The 14,583-nt window shown below is 66.2% G+C and carries 22 protein-coding genes; 17 read left to right on the top strand and 5 right to left on the bottom strand.

Features of this window, described 5'->3' with window-relative positions; genetic code table 11:
- Positions 1-73 precede the first annotated feature (73 nt).
- A complete protein-coding gene (locus CXR42_RS15875; RefSeq protein WP_103258642.1) occupies positions 74-961 on the bottom strand; it encodes a DMT family transporter in 888 nt (295 codons plus the stop codon).
- Positions 961-1,863 (bottom strand): LysR family transcriptional regulator, encoded by a 903-nt coding sequence (locus tag CXR42_RS15870; protein WP_103258557.1) that lies wholly within the window; start codon positions 1,861-1,863, stop codon positions 961-963. The genes CXR42_RS15875 and CXR42_RS15870 overlap by 1 nt, the downstream gene beginning before the upstream one ends.
- Positions 1,864-1,964: 101 nt before the next feature.
- Here CXR42_RS15870 and CXR42_RS15865 point away from each other — a divergent pair, with 101 nt between their 5' ends.
- The 12 genes from CXR42_RS15865 (at position 1,965) to CXR42_RS15810 (ending at position 10,290) form a co-directional block, all read left to right on the top strand.
- Positions 1,965-2,447: a hypothetical protein gene (locus CXR42_RS15865; protein ID WP_103258556.1), complete on the top strand. Its 483-nt coding sequence runs from the start codon at positions 1,965-1,967 to the stop codon at positions 2,445-2,447.
- A 203-nt stretch (positions 2,448-2,650) separates the two neighbouring features.
- Positions 2,651-4,162: a signal recognition particle protein gene (gene ffh / locus CXR42_RS15860; protein ID WP_103258555.1), complete on the top strand. Its 1,512-nt coding sequence runs from the start codon at positions 2,651-2,653 to the stop codon at positions 4,160-4,162.
- A complete protein-coding gene (locus CXR42_RS15855; protein WP_103258554.1) occupies positions 4,162-4,698 on the top strand; it encodes a GNAT family N-acetyltransferase in 537 nt (178 codons plus the stop codon). Before ffh ends, CXR42_RS15855 begins: the two co-directional genes overlap by 1 nt.
- Before the next feature lie 37 nt (positions 4,699-4,735).
- Positions 4,736-5,029 (top strand): chorismate mutase, encoded by a 294-nt coding sequence (locus CXR42_RS15850; protein ID WP_103258553.1) that lies wholly within the window; start codon positions 4,736-4,738, stop codon positions 5,027-5,029.
- A 39-nt stretch (positions 5,030-5,068) separates the two neighbouring features.
- A complete protein-coding gene (gene rpsP, locus CXR42_RS15845) occupies positions 5,069-5,422 on the top strand; it encodes a 30S ribosomal protein S16 (protein WP_103258552.1) in 354 nt (117 codons plus the stop codon).
- A gap of 4 nt (positions 5,423-5,426) precedes the next feature.
- Positions 5,427-6,059 (top strand): 5,6-dimethylbenzimidazole synthase, encoded by a 633-nt coding sequence (gene bluB / locus CXR42_RS15840; RefSeq protein ID WP_103258551.1) that lies wholly within the window; start codon positions 5,427-5,429, stop codon positions 6,057-6,059.
- A 1-nt stretch (position 6,060) separates the two neighbouring features.
- Positions 6,061-6,564, top strand: coding sequence for a ribosome maturation factor RimM (gene rimM, locus CXR42_RS15835; RefSeq protein ID WP_103258550.1), 504 nt, complete (start codon positions 6,061-6,063; stop codon positions 6,562-6,564).
- 40 nt (positions 6,565-6,604) lie between these two features.
- A complete protein-coding gene (locus tag CXR42_RS15830; protein ID WP_103258549.1) occupies positions 6,605-7,585 on the top strand; it encodes a hypothetical protein in 981 nt (326 codons plus the stop codon).
- 40 nt (positions 7,586-7,625) lie between these two features.
- Positions 7,626-8,423, top strand: a complete 798-nt coding sequence (gene trmD / locus CXR42_RS15825) for a tRNA (guanosine(37)-N1)-methyltransferase TrmD (RefSeq protein ID WP_103258548.1) — start codon at positions 7,626-7,628, stop codon at positions 8,421-8,423.
- Between the two features lie 254 nt (positions 8,424-8,677).
- Positions 8,678-9,052, top strand: coding sequence for a 50S ribosomal protein L19 (gene rplS, locus CXR42_RS15820; RefSeq protein ID WP_103258547.1), 375 nt, complete (start codon positions 8,678-8,680; stop codon positions 9,050-9,052).
- 11 nt (positions 9,053-9,063) lie between these two features.
- Positions 9,064-9,285, top strand: coding sequence for a 50S ribosomal protein L31 (gene rpmE / locus CXR42_RS15815; protein WP_103258641.1), 222 nt, complete (start codon positions 9,064-9,066; stop codon positions 9,283-9,285).
- A gap of 225 nt (positions 9,286-9,510) precedes the next feature.
- A complete protein-coding gene (locus CXR42_RS15810; RefSeq protein ID WP_103258546.1) occupies positions 9,511-10,290 on the top strand; it encodes a division plane positioning ATPase MipZ in 780 nt (259 codons plus the stop codon).
- On the opposite strand, the gene CXR42_RS19610 is transcribed toward CXR42_RS15810, so the two are convergent.
- Both CXR42_RS19610 and CXR42_RS15805 read right to left on the bottom strand, forming a co-directional pair.
- Positions 10,259-10,435 (bottom strand): hypothetical protein, encoded by a 177-nt coding sequence (locus CXR42_RS19610; protein WP_180996083.1) that lies wholly within the window; start codon positions 10,433-10,435, stop codon positions 10,259-10,261. The genes CXR42_RS15810 and CXR42_RS19610 overlap by 32 nt on opposite strands.
- 161 nt (positions 10,436-10,596) lie before the next feature.
- A complete protein-coding gene (locus CXR42_RS15805; RefSeq protein WP_103258545.1) occupies positions 10,597-10,938 on the bottom strand; it encodes an ArsR/SmtB family transcription factor in 342 nt (113 codons plus the stop codon).
- A gap of 189 nt (positions 10,939-11,127) precedes the next feature.
- Here CXR42_RS15805 and CXR42_RS15800 point away from each other — a divergent pair, with 189 nt between their 5' ends.
- From CXR42_RS15800 to CXR42_RS15780, 5 genes are all read left to right on the top strand, one after another.
- On the top strand, positions 11,128-11,454 hold the full coding sequence (locus CXR42_RS15800; RefSeq protein WP_103258544.1) for an AtpZ/AtpI family protein: 327 nt from the start codon (positions 11,128-11,130) through the stop codon (positions 11,452-11,454).
- Between the two features lie 2 nt (positions 11,455-11,456).
- Positions 11,457-12,209 carry a F0F1 ATP synthase subunit A gene (locus CXR42_RS15795; RefSeq protein WP_103258543.1) on the top strand — a complete coding sequence of 251 codons (753 nt, stop codon included), beginning with the start codon at positions 11,457-11,459 and terminating at the stop codon, positions 12,207-12,209.
- A gap of 45 nt (positions 12,210-12,254) precedes the next feature.
- A complete protein-coding gene (locus CXR42_RS15790) occupies positions 12,255-12,491 on the top strand; it encodes a F0F1 ATP synthase subunit C (RefSeq protein WP_103258542.1) in 237 nt (78 codons plus the stop codon).
- Between the two features lie 68 nt (positions 12,492-12,559).
- Entirely contained in the window at positions 12,560-13,084 is a 525-nt protein-coding gene (locus CXR42_RS15785) for a F0F1 ATP synthase subunit B' (RefSeq protein WP_103258541.1), read from the top strand.
- A 4-nt stretch (positions 13,085-13,088) separates the two neighbouring features.
- Complete coding sequence (locus tag CXR42_RS15780; protein WP_103258540.1) at positions 13,089-13,646, top strand: F0F1 ATP synthase subunit B; 558 nt, start codon at positions 13,089-13,091, stop codon at positions 13,644-13,646.
- Positions 13,647-13,717: 71 nt separating this feature from the next.
- Here CXR42_RS15780 and CXR42_RS15775 read toward each other — a convergent pair whose 3' ends face one another.
- Positions 13,718-14,485 (bottom strand): FadR/GntR family transcriptional regulator, encoded by a 768-nt coding sequence (locus tag CXR42_RS15775; RefSeq protein ID WP_103258539.1) that lies wholly within the window; start codon positions 14,483-14,485, stop codon positions 13,718-13,720.
- Positions 14,486-14,583 lie beyond the last annotated feature (98 nt).

Below are 14,583 nucleotides of genomic sequence, written 5' to 3'. Positions count from 1 at the left end.
CCGCTCCTCGTTCGCCTTCGGCTCCTCCTCGCAGGATCGCCGCGCGAGGAGTGACGAAGTCATCGACGAGCCGCTATTCCTTCAGAAGCAACCCCAGCGCCAGCACCGTCATCGCCACGCCCACCAGCACCAGTCCCGGCTGCACCAGCCCGTGCAGGACCAACTCCCACAGGGCGACCCAGCTGGGCACCAGGTAGGTATAGGCCATCACCTTCGACGCTGGCAGGCGCAGCGTCGCATATTGCAGCAGAACGAAGGTCAGCGCGCTGGCCGCCACCGCGACATAGACCAGCGTGACCCAGACCACCCCCGGCAGCGCGGCCCAATCCGTCGCCACCACGGCGGGCCATGCATAGATCGCCAGCAGCAATGTCCCCGCCACCATCATCCCGAAGGTAAAGACCACAGCCGGCTCGCCCCGGTTCAGCTTGCGCACCAGCGGCGCATAGGCGGCATGGGCCACGCAGCCGACGAAATAGATCACCTCGCCCCGCCCGACCTCGAAGGCCAGCAGCGCCGCGGGATCGGCCCGGAAGATCACCCACAGCGCGCCAAGCCCGCCGATGGTCAGCGCCAGCGCCATGCGGCCGGTCAACCGCTGGCGCAGCGTCAGCCAGCCAAAGCCCGCCGCCATCAGCGGCGTCAGGGTAAACACCGCCGCCGCTGATACGGGCGCCGCCGTCTTCAACCCCTCGAACATCAGCACGAAATAGGCGGCCAGAAGACCGCCCAGCACCAGATAGCGCCATGGCGCCACCCAGGCCTGACGCGGCAGCCCGGTCGTCAGCAGCGCCGCCATGCCCACCAGCACCCCCGCCAGCACGAAGCGCACCACCGACAGCGCGCCCGGGTCGATATGCGGCGCGGCCAGCACCCCCAGCGAGAACGACCCCGCCACCAGCGCCGAAAAGGCCAGCATCGCCAGATGCCCGCGCTGCGGCTCGGTCAACGGCTGGGGCATCAGCCGCAGAACTTCCACTCTTTCGCCGCCTCTTTCAGGTGGACAAGGAAGGCCTGGACCTTTCGGGTCCGGTGCAGGTCGACATGGGTGACGATGCGCAGCGGCGACTCCCACTCAGCGCGGGGCGGCAGCACTTCGACAAGGTCCGGATTGCCGGCCGCGCGAAAGACCGACATGAACCCGATCCCGGCCCCCGCCAGCACCGCCTCTTCCAGCGCGGCAGGCTCGGTCGCGCTATAGGCGATCTGGTCGGGCTGGACCGTTGCACGGAGCCAGCGGTGGAAGGGCGCGCGCGTCGTCTCGTTGTCCGAGCAGACGAAGCGATGCCCCGGGAACTCCTCCTCGCTGCCGGGACGGCCGAAGCGGTCGACATAGGACCGCGCCGCATACAGCGCGGCGCGGATGCGGGCCAGGGGCTGCACCACGTTGTCCGGCTCTTCGGGGCCAGCGCCGGCCCGGATCGCCACATGCGCCTCGCCATAGTCCAGCCGGAACACCCGCATGTCGGTCAGGAAGCGCACGCGGACATCCGGCCATTTCTCCTGGAACGACACCATGACCGGCGTCAGCAGATCGGCCACCCCCGCGATCGAGGTGACGACCAGCTCGCCCGAGACCGTCTCGCCCTGGCCCTTGATCCGGCTGGCCAGATGGGCGAACTGCTCTTCCGTCGTCTGCGCCACCGCCAGCAGGTCGCGCCCTGCCTCGGTCGGCGTATAGCCGCGCGCGTGGCGCTGGAACAGCTTCGATCCCAGCCGCTTCTCCAGCGCGTCGATATGCCGGATCACGGTGGCATGATGCACCCCAAGCACCTCGGCCGCGCCCGAGACGGTGCCCAGCCGGGCGACCTGGAAGGCGGTGCGGATCTCGTCCCAGTTTTCCAATGAAGCCTCCTTGTGCATTGATGCACAGAAAACCGTATTGCGGCGACCTGCGCAAGGCAGCTTGCGGGGCGGTTGCCGACGGCTGGACGGGTGCATAGTCTGTGCCGAACGGGGGATGCATGAAAGTCCTGGACCAGACGCCAGATCGGCTTTTGCTTGAGGAGAACCCGCTGCTCCTTGGCGTCCTCCTGGCAATCGCGGTGTTCCTGCCACTGGCGCTGGCGGTGGTCCTGCTGGTGCAGGGCTCGTGGTTCGGGCTGATCCCCCTGGCGGTTGCGGCTTTTCTGGCGCTCTTCCTCGTCCTCTTTGTCGTGCGGACCCGCGTCCTCTTTGATCGCCCTGCCGGTCACGTCGTGATCCGCCTGCGCCGGCTGACGGGCGAGACGGCGCAGGTTCTGCCCCTGGCCGATATCCGTGCCGCCCGGGTCGAAACCTCGATCTCCCGCTCCACTCCGACAAACGGCGGCACGGCGACGGTCAGCGAAACCCACCGTGCGGTCCTGCTGACACCGCAGGGCGAAGTGCCGCTGACCACCGCATACAGCGCCGGGGACGGGGCCGAACGGATGGCCCAAGCGATCAATGACTGGCTGCAGCCCTGACCCGGCGCCTGCCATCATTGACTCCCCCGCCGTTTCCGCGTATCGCCCCAGCCTGAATTCCCCGGAGGCCCAGGCTTCCGGTCCCATTGGCGCAAGGCCAGGGATCGACACCCGTCAGCGCGGATGCGCCCACGGGTGCCCTTCGGCTTTGCGCAGACGCTTCGCCGCCCCATATCGGGGCCACCGCAACAAAGGGTGACACGATGTTCGAAAGCCTGTCAGAACGCCTTGGTGGCGTGTTCGACCGTCTCACCAAGCAGGGCGCGCTGTCCGAGGCCGACGTCGTCACCGCCCTGCGTGAGGTTCGCACCGCGCTTCTGGAGGCGGACGTCTCGCTGCCGGTCGCCCGCGACTTCATCAAGCGCGTAACCGAGAAAGCTACCGGGTCGGCGGTGACAAAGTCGATCACCCCCGGCCAGATGGTCGTGAAGATCGTCCACGACGAACTGATCCGCGTCCTTGCCGGCGATGACACGCCCGAGGCGCTGAAGATCGACAACCCGCCCGCGACGATCCTGATGGTCGGCCTGCAAGGCTCGGGCAAGACGACGACGACCGCCAAGCTGGCGAAGCGGCTCAAAGAAAAGCAGGGCAAGAAGGTCCTGCTGGCGTCCCTTGACACCAACCGCCCGGCGGCGATGGAGCAGTTGGCGATCCTCGGCACCCAGATCGGCGTCGACTCGCTGCCCATCGTCAAGGGCGAGACGGCGGTCCAGATCGCCAAGCGCGCCAAGACGCAAGCGAACCTTGGCGGCTATGACGTCGTGTTCCTGGATACCGCCGGGCGTCTGCACATCGACGAAGTCCTGATGGACGAAATCCAGGCCGTCCGCGACATCGCCCAGCCGCGCGAGACGCTGCTGGTTGTCGACGGCCTGACCGGCCAGGACGCGGTCAACGTCGCCACCGAATTCGACGGCAAGGTCGGCATCTCGGGCGTCGTCCTGACCCGGATGGACGGCGACGGCCGGGGCGGTGCGGCGCTGTCGATGCGTGCCATTACCGGCAAGCCGATCCGCTTTGTCGGCCTTGGCGAGAAGATGGACGCGATCGAACCGTTCGAGGCCGAACGCGTCGCGGGCCGCATCCTCGGCATGGGGGACATCGTCGCCCTTGTCGAAAAGGCGCAGGAAACCTTCGAGGCCGAACAGGCCGAACGCATGGCCAAGCGTTTTGCGAAGGGTCTGTTCAACATGAACGACCTGAAGCTGCAGCTGGACCAGATGCTGAAGATGGGCGGCATGCAGGGTCTGATGGGCATGATGCCCGGCATGGGCAAGATGGCGGGCCAGGCGGAGGCTGCGGGCCTGAACGACAAGATGCTCCACCACCAGATCGCGCTGATCAATTCGATGACAAAGAAGGAACGCGCGAACCCCGATCTCCTCGCCGCCAGCCGCAAGAAGCGCATTGCCGCTGGCGCTGGCCTTGACGTTGCCGATCTCAACCGCCTGCTGAAACAGCACAAGCAGATGGCGGACATGATGAAGAAGATGGGCAAGGGCGGCATGATGAAGAACATGGTCAAGCAGTTCCTTGGCAAGGGCGGCATGCCCGACCCGTCCAAGATGTCGCCCGAACAACTGGCCGAGATGGCCAAGGGCATGGGTCAGGGCATGGGCGGGATGGGCGGCGGCCTGCCCCCCGGCATGGGCGGCCTGCCGCGCGGGATGACCCTGCCTGCGGGCCTGTCGGGACTGATGAAGAAGAAGTGATGCAGCCCGCCGCGCACCAGATCAGCGTGACGATCCCGGTTCTTGCGACCGAGCGTCTGGTCCTGCGCGACCCGCGTGAGGCGGACTTTCCCGCCATGCTCGCCTTCAACGCCAGCCCGCGCTCCACGTTCGTTGGCGGCGGTGTTCCCCGCCAGCAGGTCTGGCGCGGGCTTCTGGCCAATATCGGACACTGGGCCCTGCGCGGCTATGGCTTCTTCTCAGTGGATACCCTGGGCGGCCACTTCATTGGTCGTGTCGGCGTGATCTATCACGATGGCTGGGACGAACCCGAACTCGCCTGGCACCTGTTCGACGGATACGAAGGCCAGGGCTATGCGGCCGAGGCCGCCCGCGCTGCCCGTGCAGACTACCTTGCCCGGATCTCCAGCCGTCCGCCGATCAGCTATATTGCCGTCGACAATACCCGGTCCGAGGCGCTGGCCAAACGCCTTGGCGCCACGCTGGAGCGGACGCTGGACGACGACAAGGGCCACCACCACGTCTATCGCCACCCGGCGGCCGAGGTGCCGGCATGACCATGACTGCACGCCACACCGCCAGGAGGGGGGCCTGATGGACACCGCGACCAAGGCAGCGGACCTACTGAAGCATCACCGCGAGTCGATCGACCGGCTGGACGCGATCCTTGTCTTCACGCTGGCTGAACGGTTCAAGCACACCCAGGCCGTGGGGCAACTCAAGGCCGAACACGCCCTTCCGCCGTCGGACCCGGCGCGCGAAGCACGGCAGATCGAACGGTTGCAGCGGCTGGCCGAAGAGGCCGACCTCGACCCGGAATTTGCCAAGAAATTCCTGAACTTCATCATCAGTGAAGTCATCAGGCACCACGAAACCTTTCAGAAATGACCGGGATGTCCCGGCCCCAAGCCAAACAGGAGTAACATCATGGCTATGAAGATCCGTCTCGCGCGCGGTGGTTCCAAGAAGCGCCCGTTCTATTCCATCGTCGCGTCCGACTCGCGCATGCCGCGCGACGGCCGCTTCCTGGAAAAGCTGGGCGTCTACAACCCGCTTCTCGCCAAGGACGACGAAAAGCGCGTCGTCATGAACATGGAGCGCGTGCAGCACTGGCTGAGCCAGGGCGCCCAGCCGACCGACCGCGTTGCCCGCTTCCTGGAAGCCGCCGGCGTCCGTCCGAAGGCCGCCCGCGCCAACCTGAAGTCCGGCACCCCCGGCAAGGCGATGGCCGAGCGTGCCGCCAAGAAGGCCGCCCGCGCTGCCGAACCGGCTGCCGAGTAACCTCATGACCGGCCAGTTCAGCCCCGCCTTCCGGGAGGAACTGGCCGCACTTATGCGGTGGCGGCGCGACGTGCGCCGCTTCCGCACCGATCCGGTTCCCGAAGGCCTGCTTGCCCGTGGCTTGCAGGCCTTTGCCCTGGCCCCCTCGGTCGGCCTGTCGGAACCCTGGCGCATCCTGCGGATCGACAGCCCCGCCAGACGCGCCGCCTGCCTGCAGAACTACCGCGACTGCAATGCCCAGGCGCTTGCCACCCAGACCGACGACCGCGCCGCGACCTATGCCCGGCTCAAGCTCTCGGGCATGGCCGAAGCGCCGGTTCACCTCGCCATCTTCTCTGACGACAGCACGCCCAAAGGCCACGGCCTTGGCGCTGCCACCATGCCCGAGACCCGCGCCTATTCAGTCGTCGGCGCGATCATCCACCTCTGGCTGGCCCTGCGCGCCGAAGGGCTTGGCCTTGGCTGGGTCTCGATCCTCGACCGCGACCGCCTGATGCGTGACCTTGACGTCCCCGCAAACTGGCGTTTCATCGGCTATCTCTGCATCGGTTGGCCCGAGGAGGACGATACCGTGCCCGAACTGGAACGCGCCGGCTGGGAGACCCGCTCGCCCACCCTGCACCTGGAGACGCGCTGACATGTCCGACCTGATCTGTATCGGTGCCATAGCCGGCGCTTTCGGCGTGACCGGAGAAGTCCGGCTGAAATCCTTCTGCGCCGAACCTAGCGACATCGCCAATTATGGCCCCCTGCTGACCGAGGATGGCAGCCGCAGCTTCACCGTCACCCTGACCCGCCCGGTCGCCGGCGGCCTTGGGGCCCGGATTGCCGGCGTCACCACCAAGGACCAGGCCGACGCCCTGCGCGGGACCAGCCTTTTCGTGTCGCGCGACCGCCTGCCCTCGCTGCCCGATGACGAGTTCTACCACGCCGACCTGATTGGCCTTGCGGCCTTCGATCCGGGTGGAGTGCTCTTGGGAAAAGTCACCGCCGTCCACAACCACGGTGCGGGGGATATCATCGAAATATCCCCGACCGGTCATAAATCGGCCCTGCTTTTGCCCTTTACCAAGGCAATCGTGCCCAATGTTGACATTTCGGCCGGTCGCCTGATTGTGGACCTGCCCGAGGATGTCGACTGACCGTGCCAGTTGCGGCAGGGTGTGGGTAAGGGGGACAGACATGCTGAACCGCATGCGCCTTTTGAAGGGGGCAACCGCGCTTTTGTACATCGGTCCGCTGTTTGCGGGGATGTGCGGTTTTGGCTGGGGTTTGGTGGCACCCTTTTCCGCGATCTTCGTCGTCTGGCTGATGATCCTGCGGCCCGAGCAATGGCCGACCACGCCTAACGAATGGCTGACCGGCAGCGCCTTGCTGGCAGCTCTGGCCCAGGTGCTGTCGCAGGTGGCGCTGGTCGCCGTTCTCTTTGGCCTTGGCCGCGGCATCGGTGCCGTTGCCGGTGTCGTGCCGGTGGTCAACCCGGTCCTGCCGCTATCGATCTCCTTCCTTGCCATTCCACTGTGCCGCATGCTTTGGGACGCGCGCGAGGCGGCCGATCAGGGCTTTTTCCTCGATGCCGAGGCGGAAGCGGCCCATCGCCCCCGCGCTGCGGCCGAGGCCGGGGCCGCCGTGACCCCGCTGCTGAACCTGCCGGATGCCGCCCCCGACACCCAGGTGACCGAGGCTGTGGCCCGCACCCTTGGCGGCGTGAACGGTGATGTCCGCCTCAAGGCGCTGACGGCCGCCCTGGCCAATCCCGGCCGCAGCCATGCCGCGCTGCGTCGCGCCCTGGTCCTCTGGGCCACCGAGCCCGAGGTTGTCGCCCCCGGTCGCATCCCCCATGCCGTAGCCTCGTCCTTTGCCATCGCCGAGGGCAACCCCGACCTCCTGCGTCTGTTCGTGCCCCGGGCCATGGCGCTGCTTCAGGCGTTCCCCTACCGCGCTCAGGGGTTTCCGACGGCCGCGCGTCTGCGCCAGGCCGCCGCTGCGGGCATGAACGACGACCCGAATGCCGATCTGCCGCGGCACCTGCGCGATGACCTGTGCGACGGGCTGCGAGCCCTGGCCCGCGCCGTCGACGCCGCCCTCGCGCGTGAGGCTGACGCCAAGGCCGACCTGGCGCCGCTTGACCCGGTTCCGGTGCCCAAGACACGGCACGCCTGAACCCTTCCCCGGCGCCGCCTTTCGCGCTAAGTGCGGGGCCATGTCCGACCAACCGACCAAAAGCCACGGCCGCCTGTCGATCCGGCCCACCTTGCAGCCCCGCGACCTCATGGAGGAGCCGCGCCTGGTCAAGGGGGCCTGGGTGGCCAAGGTCATCACGCTTTTCCCCGATGCCTTCCCCGGCACGCTGGGCCTGTCGCTGACCGGCAAGGCGCTGGACACAGGCCTCTGGCGGCTGGAAGCGATTGACCTGCGCCAGTTCGGCGAGGGCAAGCATCGCAACGTCGACGACACGCCTGCGGGCGGCGGAGCGGGCATGGTCCTGCGCGCGGATGTGGTGGACGCCGCCTTCCGCCATGCCCGCGTCGGCACGCCCATCGACCGCACCCGCTGGCCGGTCATCTATCTCTCGCCCCGGGGCAAGCCCTTCGACCAGGCCACCGCCCGCCGCCTGGCGCAGGCCGAGGGGCTGACCCTCCTCTGCGGCCGGTTCGAAGGCGTGGATCAGCGCGTCCTGGACCACCACCAGGTCGAAGAGATCAGCCTTGGCGACTTCGTCCTGACCGGCGGAGAGATCGCCGCCCAGGCCATCCTGGACGCCACCGTCCGCCTCCTGCCGGGCGTCCTGGGCAACGCCGCCTCCACCGAAGAGGAAAGCTTTTCCGACGGCCTGCTCGAACACCCGCAATACACCCGCCCTGCCGAGTGGGAGGGGCAGGAAATCCCCCCCGTCCTGCAATCCGGCAACCACGGCGAAATCGCCAAATGGCGCCGCGCCCAGGCCGAGGCGTTGACCCGCGCCCGCCGCCCGGATTTGTGGGACAGGCGCAAGCCCTAGGCGCCCCCGCCCCTTGACCGGCCCGACCCTTCCCCCTATACGCGCACGGTCCGGGGCACTCTGCCCGCCGGACCCGATTCCCGTGGCCTGCCTGCCTTCTTCCGCAGGGTCATCGCTCCGGGGCGGTACATGACAAAGCAGGCGCCACCTGCGGCGGGCTTCCTGGGCAACCAGGGGGGACCCGGACGAAGACCGGAAGCTCTGGCGCGGCATCACCTCTGCGGAAAATACCGCAGGCAAGAAAGGAACCGCGCATGAACCTCATCGCGCAGATCGAGGCGGAGCAGATTGCTTCCCTTGGCAAGACCATCCCGGACTTCAAGGCCGGCGACACCATCCGTGTCGGCTACAAAGTGACCGAAGGCACCCGCAGCCGCGTGCAGGCCTATGAAGGCGTCTGCATCGGCCGCAAGGGTGGGGCGACCATCGCCGCCTCGTTCACCGTCCGCAAGATTTCGTTCGGCGAAGGCGTGGAACGCGTGTTCCCGCTCTACTCCACCAACATCGACAGCATCGAGGTTGTGCGCCGCGGCAAGGTTCGCCGCGCCAAGCTGTACTACCTTCGCGCCCGTCGCGGCAAATCGGCCCGTATCGCCGAAGACGCCAACTACAAAGCCAAAGCCGAATAAGGAGCGGGATGATGAAAGCCGAAACCCACCCCGATTACCACACCATCACCATCAAGATGACCGACGGCTCGACCTACGAGACCCGGTCGACCTGGGGCAAGCCGGGCGACCAGATGTCGCTCGACATCGACCCGCTGGCGCACCCGGCCTGGACTGGCCAGCAGGCCAAGCTGATGGACACCGGCGGCCGCGTGTCGAAGTTCAAGAACAAGTACGCCGGCCTGGGCTTCTGATCCCCGCCGACGCATCGAACCGGGGGCGCGTGGCAACACGCGCCCCTTTTCTTTGCGGGCCCGTCCCCCGCTGCGAAATCCTGACCGATTTCGGGCCCCTCGCGTCAGGGCACCGCGACGATTTCTTCAAAGAAATCGACCGCTTCACCCCAACCTATCCACAGCTTCCCGCTTCCGTCCACCATCCCTTGCGCATATGACGGCGGCAGGGAACGGGGAAGCGGCATGGCGCATATCATCGTCGTCGGAAACGAAAAGGGCGGCTCGGGCAAGTCCACCACCTGCATGCATGTCGCCACGGCGCTTGCGCGGCTGGGCCAACGGGTGGGGGCGCTGGATCTTGACCTGCGGCAACGCTCCTTCGCCCGCTATCTGGAGAACCGCCGCGCCTATCTGGCCCAGGCCGGCCTGACCCTGCCCACCCCGGAGATGCATGATCTGGCCGAAGGCGATGGCGACGCCCGTCTGGCCCAGGCGGTCGAGGCGCTTGATGCCACCTCGGATTTCATCGTGATCGACTGCCCCGGCAGCCACACCCGCCTGTCGCAGTTGGCCCATACGATGGCCGATACGCTGATCACGCCCTTGAACGACAGTTTCGTGGACTTCGACCTTCTGGCCCGCGTCGATCCCGCCACCGGCAAGATCAAGGGGCCGTCGATCTATGCCGAGATGGTCTGGGGGGCCCGGCAACTGCGCGCGCAAGAGGGGCTGAAGCCGATCGACTGGATCGTCGTCCGCAACCGCCTTGGCGCACAGCAGATGCACAACAAGAAGAAGGTCGGCGCCGCGCTGGAAGAACTGTCGCGCCGCATCGGCTTTCGCGTCCTGCCCGGCTTTTCCGAGCGTGTGATCTTCCGCGAACTGTTCCCGCGCGGGCTGACGCTGCTGGACCTCAAGGATACCGGGGTCGATCAGCTCAGCCTGTCGAATGTGGCCGCGCGGCAAGAGCTGCGCGACCTGATGGCGGGTCTCAGGCTTCCGATTCCGACTGGCGGCTTTTGAACACCGGGCCACCCAGCCCGATCTGGTTCACCACCCGCGCCCGGTTCACCTTTTTCAGGCGCTTGTCGAAGGCGTCCAGCTCTTCCTCTTCGGACTTGGCCTTCTTCAGGCCGATCTTCTGCAGCAGGTTCAGCGCTTTTTTCATTGGGTGATCCTCTCGCCGTTGCCACCATATCCTGCGCAAGCGGGGCAGGACTATGGCAAGCCGTGGCTGGTTTCGGGGCGTGTCTGCGGCAAATTCGAAACGGATTGTTTCGCCTGCCGCAGGCTTATCGGCCAAACTGCCGGAAAGGCGTGAAAATTCCGTTAACCGTCATCCTGCTGGTCGACCTGCAACTCGCGGGCCAGGAAGCGTTCGAAGGCATCCAGGTCCAAAGGCTCGAACTGCCCGAATCCCTGCATCCAGACCGAGGCCGCGCGCATCGCGTCCGGCTCCAGCTTGCACCAGATCAGACGGCCCCGCCGTTCGCGGCTGATCAGCCCGGCCTCGGCCAGCACCGCCAGATGTTTCGAGATTGCGGCCAGGCTCATCTGGAACGGCTCGGCCACGTCGGTGACCGCCATGTCATCCTCCAGCAGCATGGCCAGGATCGCCCGTCGCGTCGGGTCGGCCAAAGCGGAAAAGACGGCATCCAGACGGTTGGTCATCGCGTGACTATCGGCGCAAGCCCTGGGATCGTCAACCAATCGGTTGAACATGCAAAAGCCCCTGCCTGACACTTCGGCAATGATGGTCCTGAATAAACCAAGCGATTTCAATATCTTGAAGTGCGACAACCGCGCTTGACTCGGCGCGCTGCGGCCCCTAGGTTCCGGCCGACCGTGAAAGGGCCTGCCATGGCGTCCGAACCCGATCCCGACCGGCTGCGCGCGCTTGAAGCGCGGCTTGCTCAGGTGAAGGAGAAGCCGAAGGCGCAGCAGTCCACAACGGCCAAGGGTTTCTCGCAGGGCGAGGTGGCCTGGAGGATGGTAATCGAGCTGGCGACCGGCATCGGGCTGGGATTTGCCATCGGTTACGGGATCGACACCCTTGCGGGCACGATCCCGATCTTCCTGATCATCTTCACGCTCTTCGGCTTTGCCGCCGGCATCCGCACGATGCTGGGTACGGCAAGGGAACTGGGACGAAAGGCCGAGCAGGCCGCAAAGGACGAAGGAAACTGACGATGGCGACGGAAGAAGGCAGCGGCCTGCAGATCCACCCGATGGATCAGTTCGTGGTCAAGCCGCTGTTCGGCGACGGCCCGATCCAGTGGTATACGCCCACCAACGTCACGCTCTGGATGGGGATCGCGGTCCTTGCCGTGATCGCGCTTCTGGTCCTGTCCACCCGCCGCCGCGCCATCGTTCCCTCGCGCGGGCAGTCGGTGGCCGAACTGTTCTACGGCTTTGTCCACAAGATGGTCGAGGACGTGGCGGGCCATGAGGGCGTCAAGTTCTTCCCCTATGTGATGACGCTGTTCATGTTCGTCTTTCTGTCGAACATGCTGGGCCTGATCCCGATGTCCTTCACCACCACCTCGCATATCGCGGTGACTGTGGTCCTGGCGATGCTGGTGTTCCTGACCGTGACGCTGGTCGGCCTTTACCGCAAGGGCCTGGGCTTCCTGGCGATGTTCTGGGTCACCTCCGCGCCGCTGGCGCTGCGTCCGGTCCTGGCCGTGATCGAGGTCGTGTCCTACTTCGTCCGCCCTGTGTCGCACTCGGTGCGTCTTGGCGGCAACCTGCTGGCGGGCCACGCCGTAATCAAGGTCTTCGCGGGCTTTGCCGGCGCGATGGGCCTGGCTTCGGTGGTTCCGATTGCCGCGATCGTCGCCATGTATGGCCTCGAAGTGCTGGTGGCCGCCGTGCAGGCCTATGTCTTTACCATCCTGACCTGCGTGTATCTGCGTGACGCCGTCGGCGAAGCGCATCACTAAGGCCTGAATCCAAACGACAACCCCTTACCTTCACAGGAGATCATCATGGAAGGCGAACTCGCTCTCATGGGCAAATACATCGGTGCTGGCCTGGCTGCCATCGGTCTGGGCGGCGCTGGTATCGGCGTGGGCAACATCGCGGGCAACTTCCTTGCCGGCGCGCTCCGCAACCCGTCGGCGGCCCCGTCGCAGACTGCCAACCTCTTCGTCGGCATCGCCTTCGCAGAAGCCCTCGGGATCTTCTCGTTCCTGATCGCTCTGCTGCTGATGTTCGCCGTCTGATCTTTCTGGCCTGACTTCCGGGCCAGTCCACGGGCTGGCCCTGGTTCCAAGGATTCAGGAGAGACGACATGGCAACCGAAGCACATGGCGAGGCAGGAGCGGCTGTGGGTATGCCCCAGCTGGATTTCTCGACCTGGCCGAACCAGATCTTCTGGCTTCTGGTCACGCTCGTCGTGATCTACCTCGTGCTGTCGAAGATCGCCCTGCCGCGCATTGGCGCGGTTCTGGCGGATCGGAAAAGCACGATCACCAATGACCTGGCTGCCGCAGAAGAGCTGAAGCAGAAGGCGGTCGAGGCCGAAAAGGCCTATAACGACGCGCTGGCCAATGCCCGGACCGAGGCGGCAAAGATCATCGCCGCCGCGAAGGCCGAGATCCAGAAGGACCTCGATGCAGCGACGGCCAAGGCGGATGCCGAGATTGCGGCCAAGACGGCCGAGTCCGAGAAATCGATCGCCGCGATCCGCGACGGCGCCGCTGCTGCGGTGGCCGAAGTGGCCCGCGATACGGCGGCGGAACTGGTGACGGCCCTGGGCGGCGCGGCGGATGCCAAGTCCGTGTCGGCGGCCGTGACCGCGCGGCTGAAAGGGTAAGACGATGAAAAAGCTTTCCATCCTCTTCGCCCTTCTCGCCGGCCCCGCGCTGGCCGCCGAAGGCAAGCCGTTCTTCTCGCTGCAGAACACCGACTTCGTGGTCCTGCTGGCCTTCCTGTCCTTCATCGCGCTGCTGGTCTACCTCAAGGTGCCGGCAAGGCTGATGGGGATGCTTGACGCCCGCGCGGCGATGATCAAGTCCGAGCTGAACGAAGCCCGCGCCCTGCGGGAAGAGGCCAAGACGATCCTCGCCTCGTACGAGCGGCGGCAGAAGGAAGTGCAAGAGCAGGCCGAGCGTATCGTCGCTTCCGCCAAGGACGAGGCGATGGCTGCGGCCGAACAGGCCAAGGCCGACCTCAAGGCCTCGATTGCCCGTCGCATGGCGTCCGCAACCGATCAGATCGCGTCGGCCGAAGCCGGCGCCATCCGTCAGGTGCGCGAGCAGGCGGTCGCTGTGGCTGTCGCTGCGGCGGGGGATGTGCTGGCCAAGCAGATGACGGCCGATGCCGCCGCTGCCTCGATCGACGCGGCGATTGCGCAGGTTGAAACGCGGCTGCACTAAGCATCCGCTTCCCAAATCTCGAAACCGGCGGCCGTCAGGGCCGCCGGTTTTGCTTTTGCGGGGTCCGGGCCCTAGCGCCGCGCCTCATGGTCCAGCCGCTGCCGCGCGATGGCCTCGTGCTTTTCCGCCCGGGACTGCTCGACATAGGCCTGTTCGACATAGGTCAGATGCGCTTCGACCGCCGCCCGCGCCCCCGCCGGATCGCGGGCCTGCAGGGCCGTATTCATCGCCCGGTGCTGGTCCAGCAACTGATCGCGCGTCATGCGGTTCCTGAACAGCATCTGACGGTTATAGAACACGCCCTGCCGCAGCAGGTCGAACATCGACCGCAGCATGTGCAGCATGATCACGTTGTGGCTGGCATCGATGATTGCCATGTGGAACTCGGCATCCAGCTGTGCCTCATCCGAGGGGTCGCGCTTCTGGTGCGCAGCTTCCATCTTGCGGAAGATCGTGTCGATCACCCGCAGATCGGTCTCGGACCCCAAACGTGCGGCCCGTTCCGCCGCCAGCCCCTCGATATCGCGGCGAAAGCTGATGTAATCGGTCACCGCTTCGTCATGGCTGGCGAACAACTCGATCAGCGCCGGCGAGAAGGCCGAGCCCAGCACATCCGCCACGAACACCCCGGACCCCGCCCGGCTGGTCAGCAGCCCACGCTCTGACAGCTCTGCCAGCGCATCGCGCAGGCTGGGGCGCGAGACGCCAAGCTCTTCCGCCATGTCGCGTTCCGAAGGCAGCCGCTCGCCCGGACGCAGGATGCCGCGCAGGATCAACTGCTCGATCTGCCGGATGACGGACTGGGACAGTTTTTCGGGGGTGATCTTTACGAAGGGCATGACCGGACCATCTGGATTGGTCGGAAATTATGACCACCAGCCGGAATGCACAAACGAAAAAGGGGCCGATCCCGCGGACCGGCCCCTGGAAGCTAGTG

It is taken from the genome of Tabrizicola aquatica, assembly GCF_002900975.1.
In the GTDB taxonomy this organism is placed as follows: Bacteria; Pseudomonadota; Alphaproteobacteria; order Rhodobacterales; family Rhodobacteraceae; genus Tabrizicola; species Tabrizicola aquatica.
The sequence above is the reverse complement of the archived record's forward strand: the minus strand, read 5'-3'. Positions and strand labels throughout refer to the sequence as shown.

Bases quoted from the DNA above. Each gene is read 5' to 3' on its own strand.
- CXR42_RS15875 (WP_103258642.1), bottom strand. From the start codon at position 961: ATGCCCCAGCCGTTGACCGAGCCGCAGCGCGGGCATCTGGCGATGCTG.
- CXR42_RS15870 (WP_103258557.1), bottom strand. From the start codon at position 1,863: ATGCACAAGGAGGCTTCATTGGAAAACTGGGACGAGATCCGCACCGCC.
- CXR42_RS15865 (WP_103258556.1), top strand. From the start codon at position 1,965: ATGAAAGTCCTGGACCAGACGCCAGATCGGCTTTTGCTTGAGGAGAAC.
- ffh (WP_103258555.1), top strand. From the start codon at position 2,651: ATGTTCGAAAGCCTGTCAGAACGCCTTGGTGGCGTGTTCGACCGTCTC.
- CXR42_RS15855 (WP_103258554.1), top strand. From the start codon at position 4,162: ATGCAGCCCGCCGCGCACCAGATCAGCGTGACGATCCCGGTTCTTGCG.
- CXR42_RS15850 (WP_103258553.1), top strand. From the start codon at position 4,736: ATGGACACCGCGACCAAGGCAGCGGACCTACTGAAGCATCACCGCGAG.
- rpsP (WP_103258552.1), top strand. From the start codon at position 5,069: ATGGCTATGAAGATCCGTCTCGCGCGCGGTGGTTCCAAGAAGCGCCCG.
- bluB (WP_103258551.1), top strand. From the start codon at position 5,427: ATGACCGGCCAGTTCAGCCCCGCCTTCCGGGAGGAACTGGCCGCACTT.
- rimM (WP_103258550.1), top strand. From the start codon at position 6,061: ATGTCCGACCTGATCTGTATCGGTGCCATAGCCGGCGCTTTCGGCGTG.
- CXR42_RS15830 (WP_103258549.1), top strand. From the start codon at position 6,605: ATGCTGAACCGCATGCGCCTTTTGAAGGGGGCAACCGCGCTTTTGTAC.
- trmD (WP_103258548.1), top strand. From the start codon at position 7,626: ATGTCCGACCAACCGACCAAAAGCCACGGCCGCCTGTCGATCCGGCCC.
- rplS (WP_103258547.1), top strand. From the start codon at position 8,678: ATGAACCTCATCGCGCAGATCGAGGCGGAGCAGATTGCTTCCCTTGGC.
- rpmE (WP_103258641.1), top strand. From the start codon at position 9,064: ATGAAAGCCGAAACCCACCCCGATTACCACACCATCACCATCAAGATG.
- CXR42_RS15810 (WP_103258546.1), top strand. From the start codon at position 9,511: ATGGCGCATATCATCGTCGTCGGAAACGAAAAGGGCGGCTCGGGCAAG.
- CXR42_RS19610 (WP_180996083.1), bottom strand. From the start codon at position 10,435: ATGAAAAAAGCGCTGAACCTGCTGCAGAAGATCGGCCTGAAGAAGGCC.
- CXR42_RS15805 (WP_103258545.1), bottom strand. From the start codon at position 10,938: ATGACCAACCGTCTGGATGCCGTCTTTTCCGCTTTGGCCGACCCGACG.
- CXR42_RS15800 (WP_103258544.1), top strand. From the start codon at position 11,128: ATGGCGTCCGAACCCGATCCCGACCGGCTGCGCGCGCTTGAAGCGCGG.
- CXR42_RS15795 (WP_103258543.1), top strand. From the start codon at position 11,457: ATGGCGACGGAAGAAGGCAGCGGCCTGCAGATCCACCCGATGGATCAG.
- CXR42_RS15790 (WP_103258542.1), top strand. From the start codon at position 12,255: ATGGAAGGCGAACTCGCTCTCATGGGCAAATACATCGGTGCTGGCCTG.
- CXR42_RS15785 (WP_103258541.1), top strand. From the start codon at position 12,560: ATGGCAACCGAAGCACATGGCGAGGCAGGAGCGGCTGTGGGTATGCCC.
- CXR42_RS15780 (WP_103258540.1), top strand. From the start codon at position 13,089: ATGAAAAAGCTTTCCATCCTCTTCGCCCTTCTCGCCGGCCCCGCGCTG.
- CXR42_RS15775 (WP_103258539.1), bottom strand. From the start codon at position 14,485: ATGCCCTTCGTAAAGATCACCCCCGAAAAACTGTCCCAGTCCGTCATC.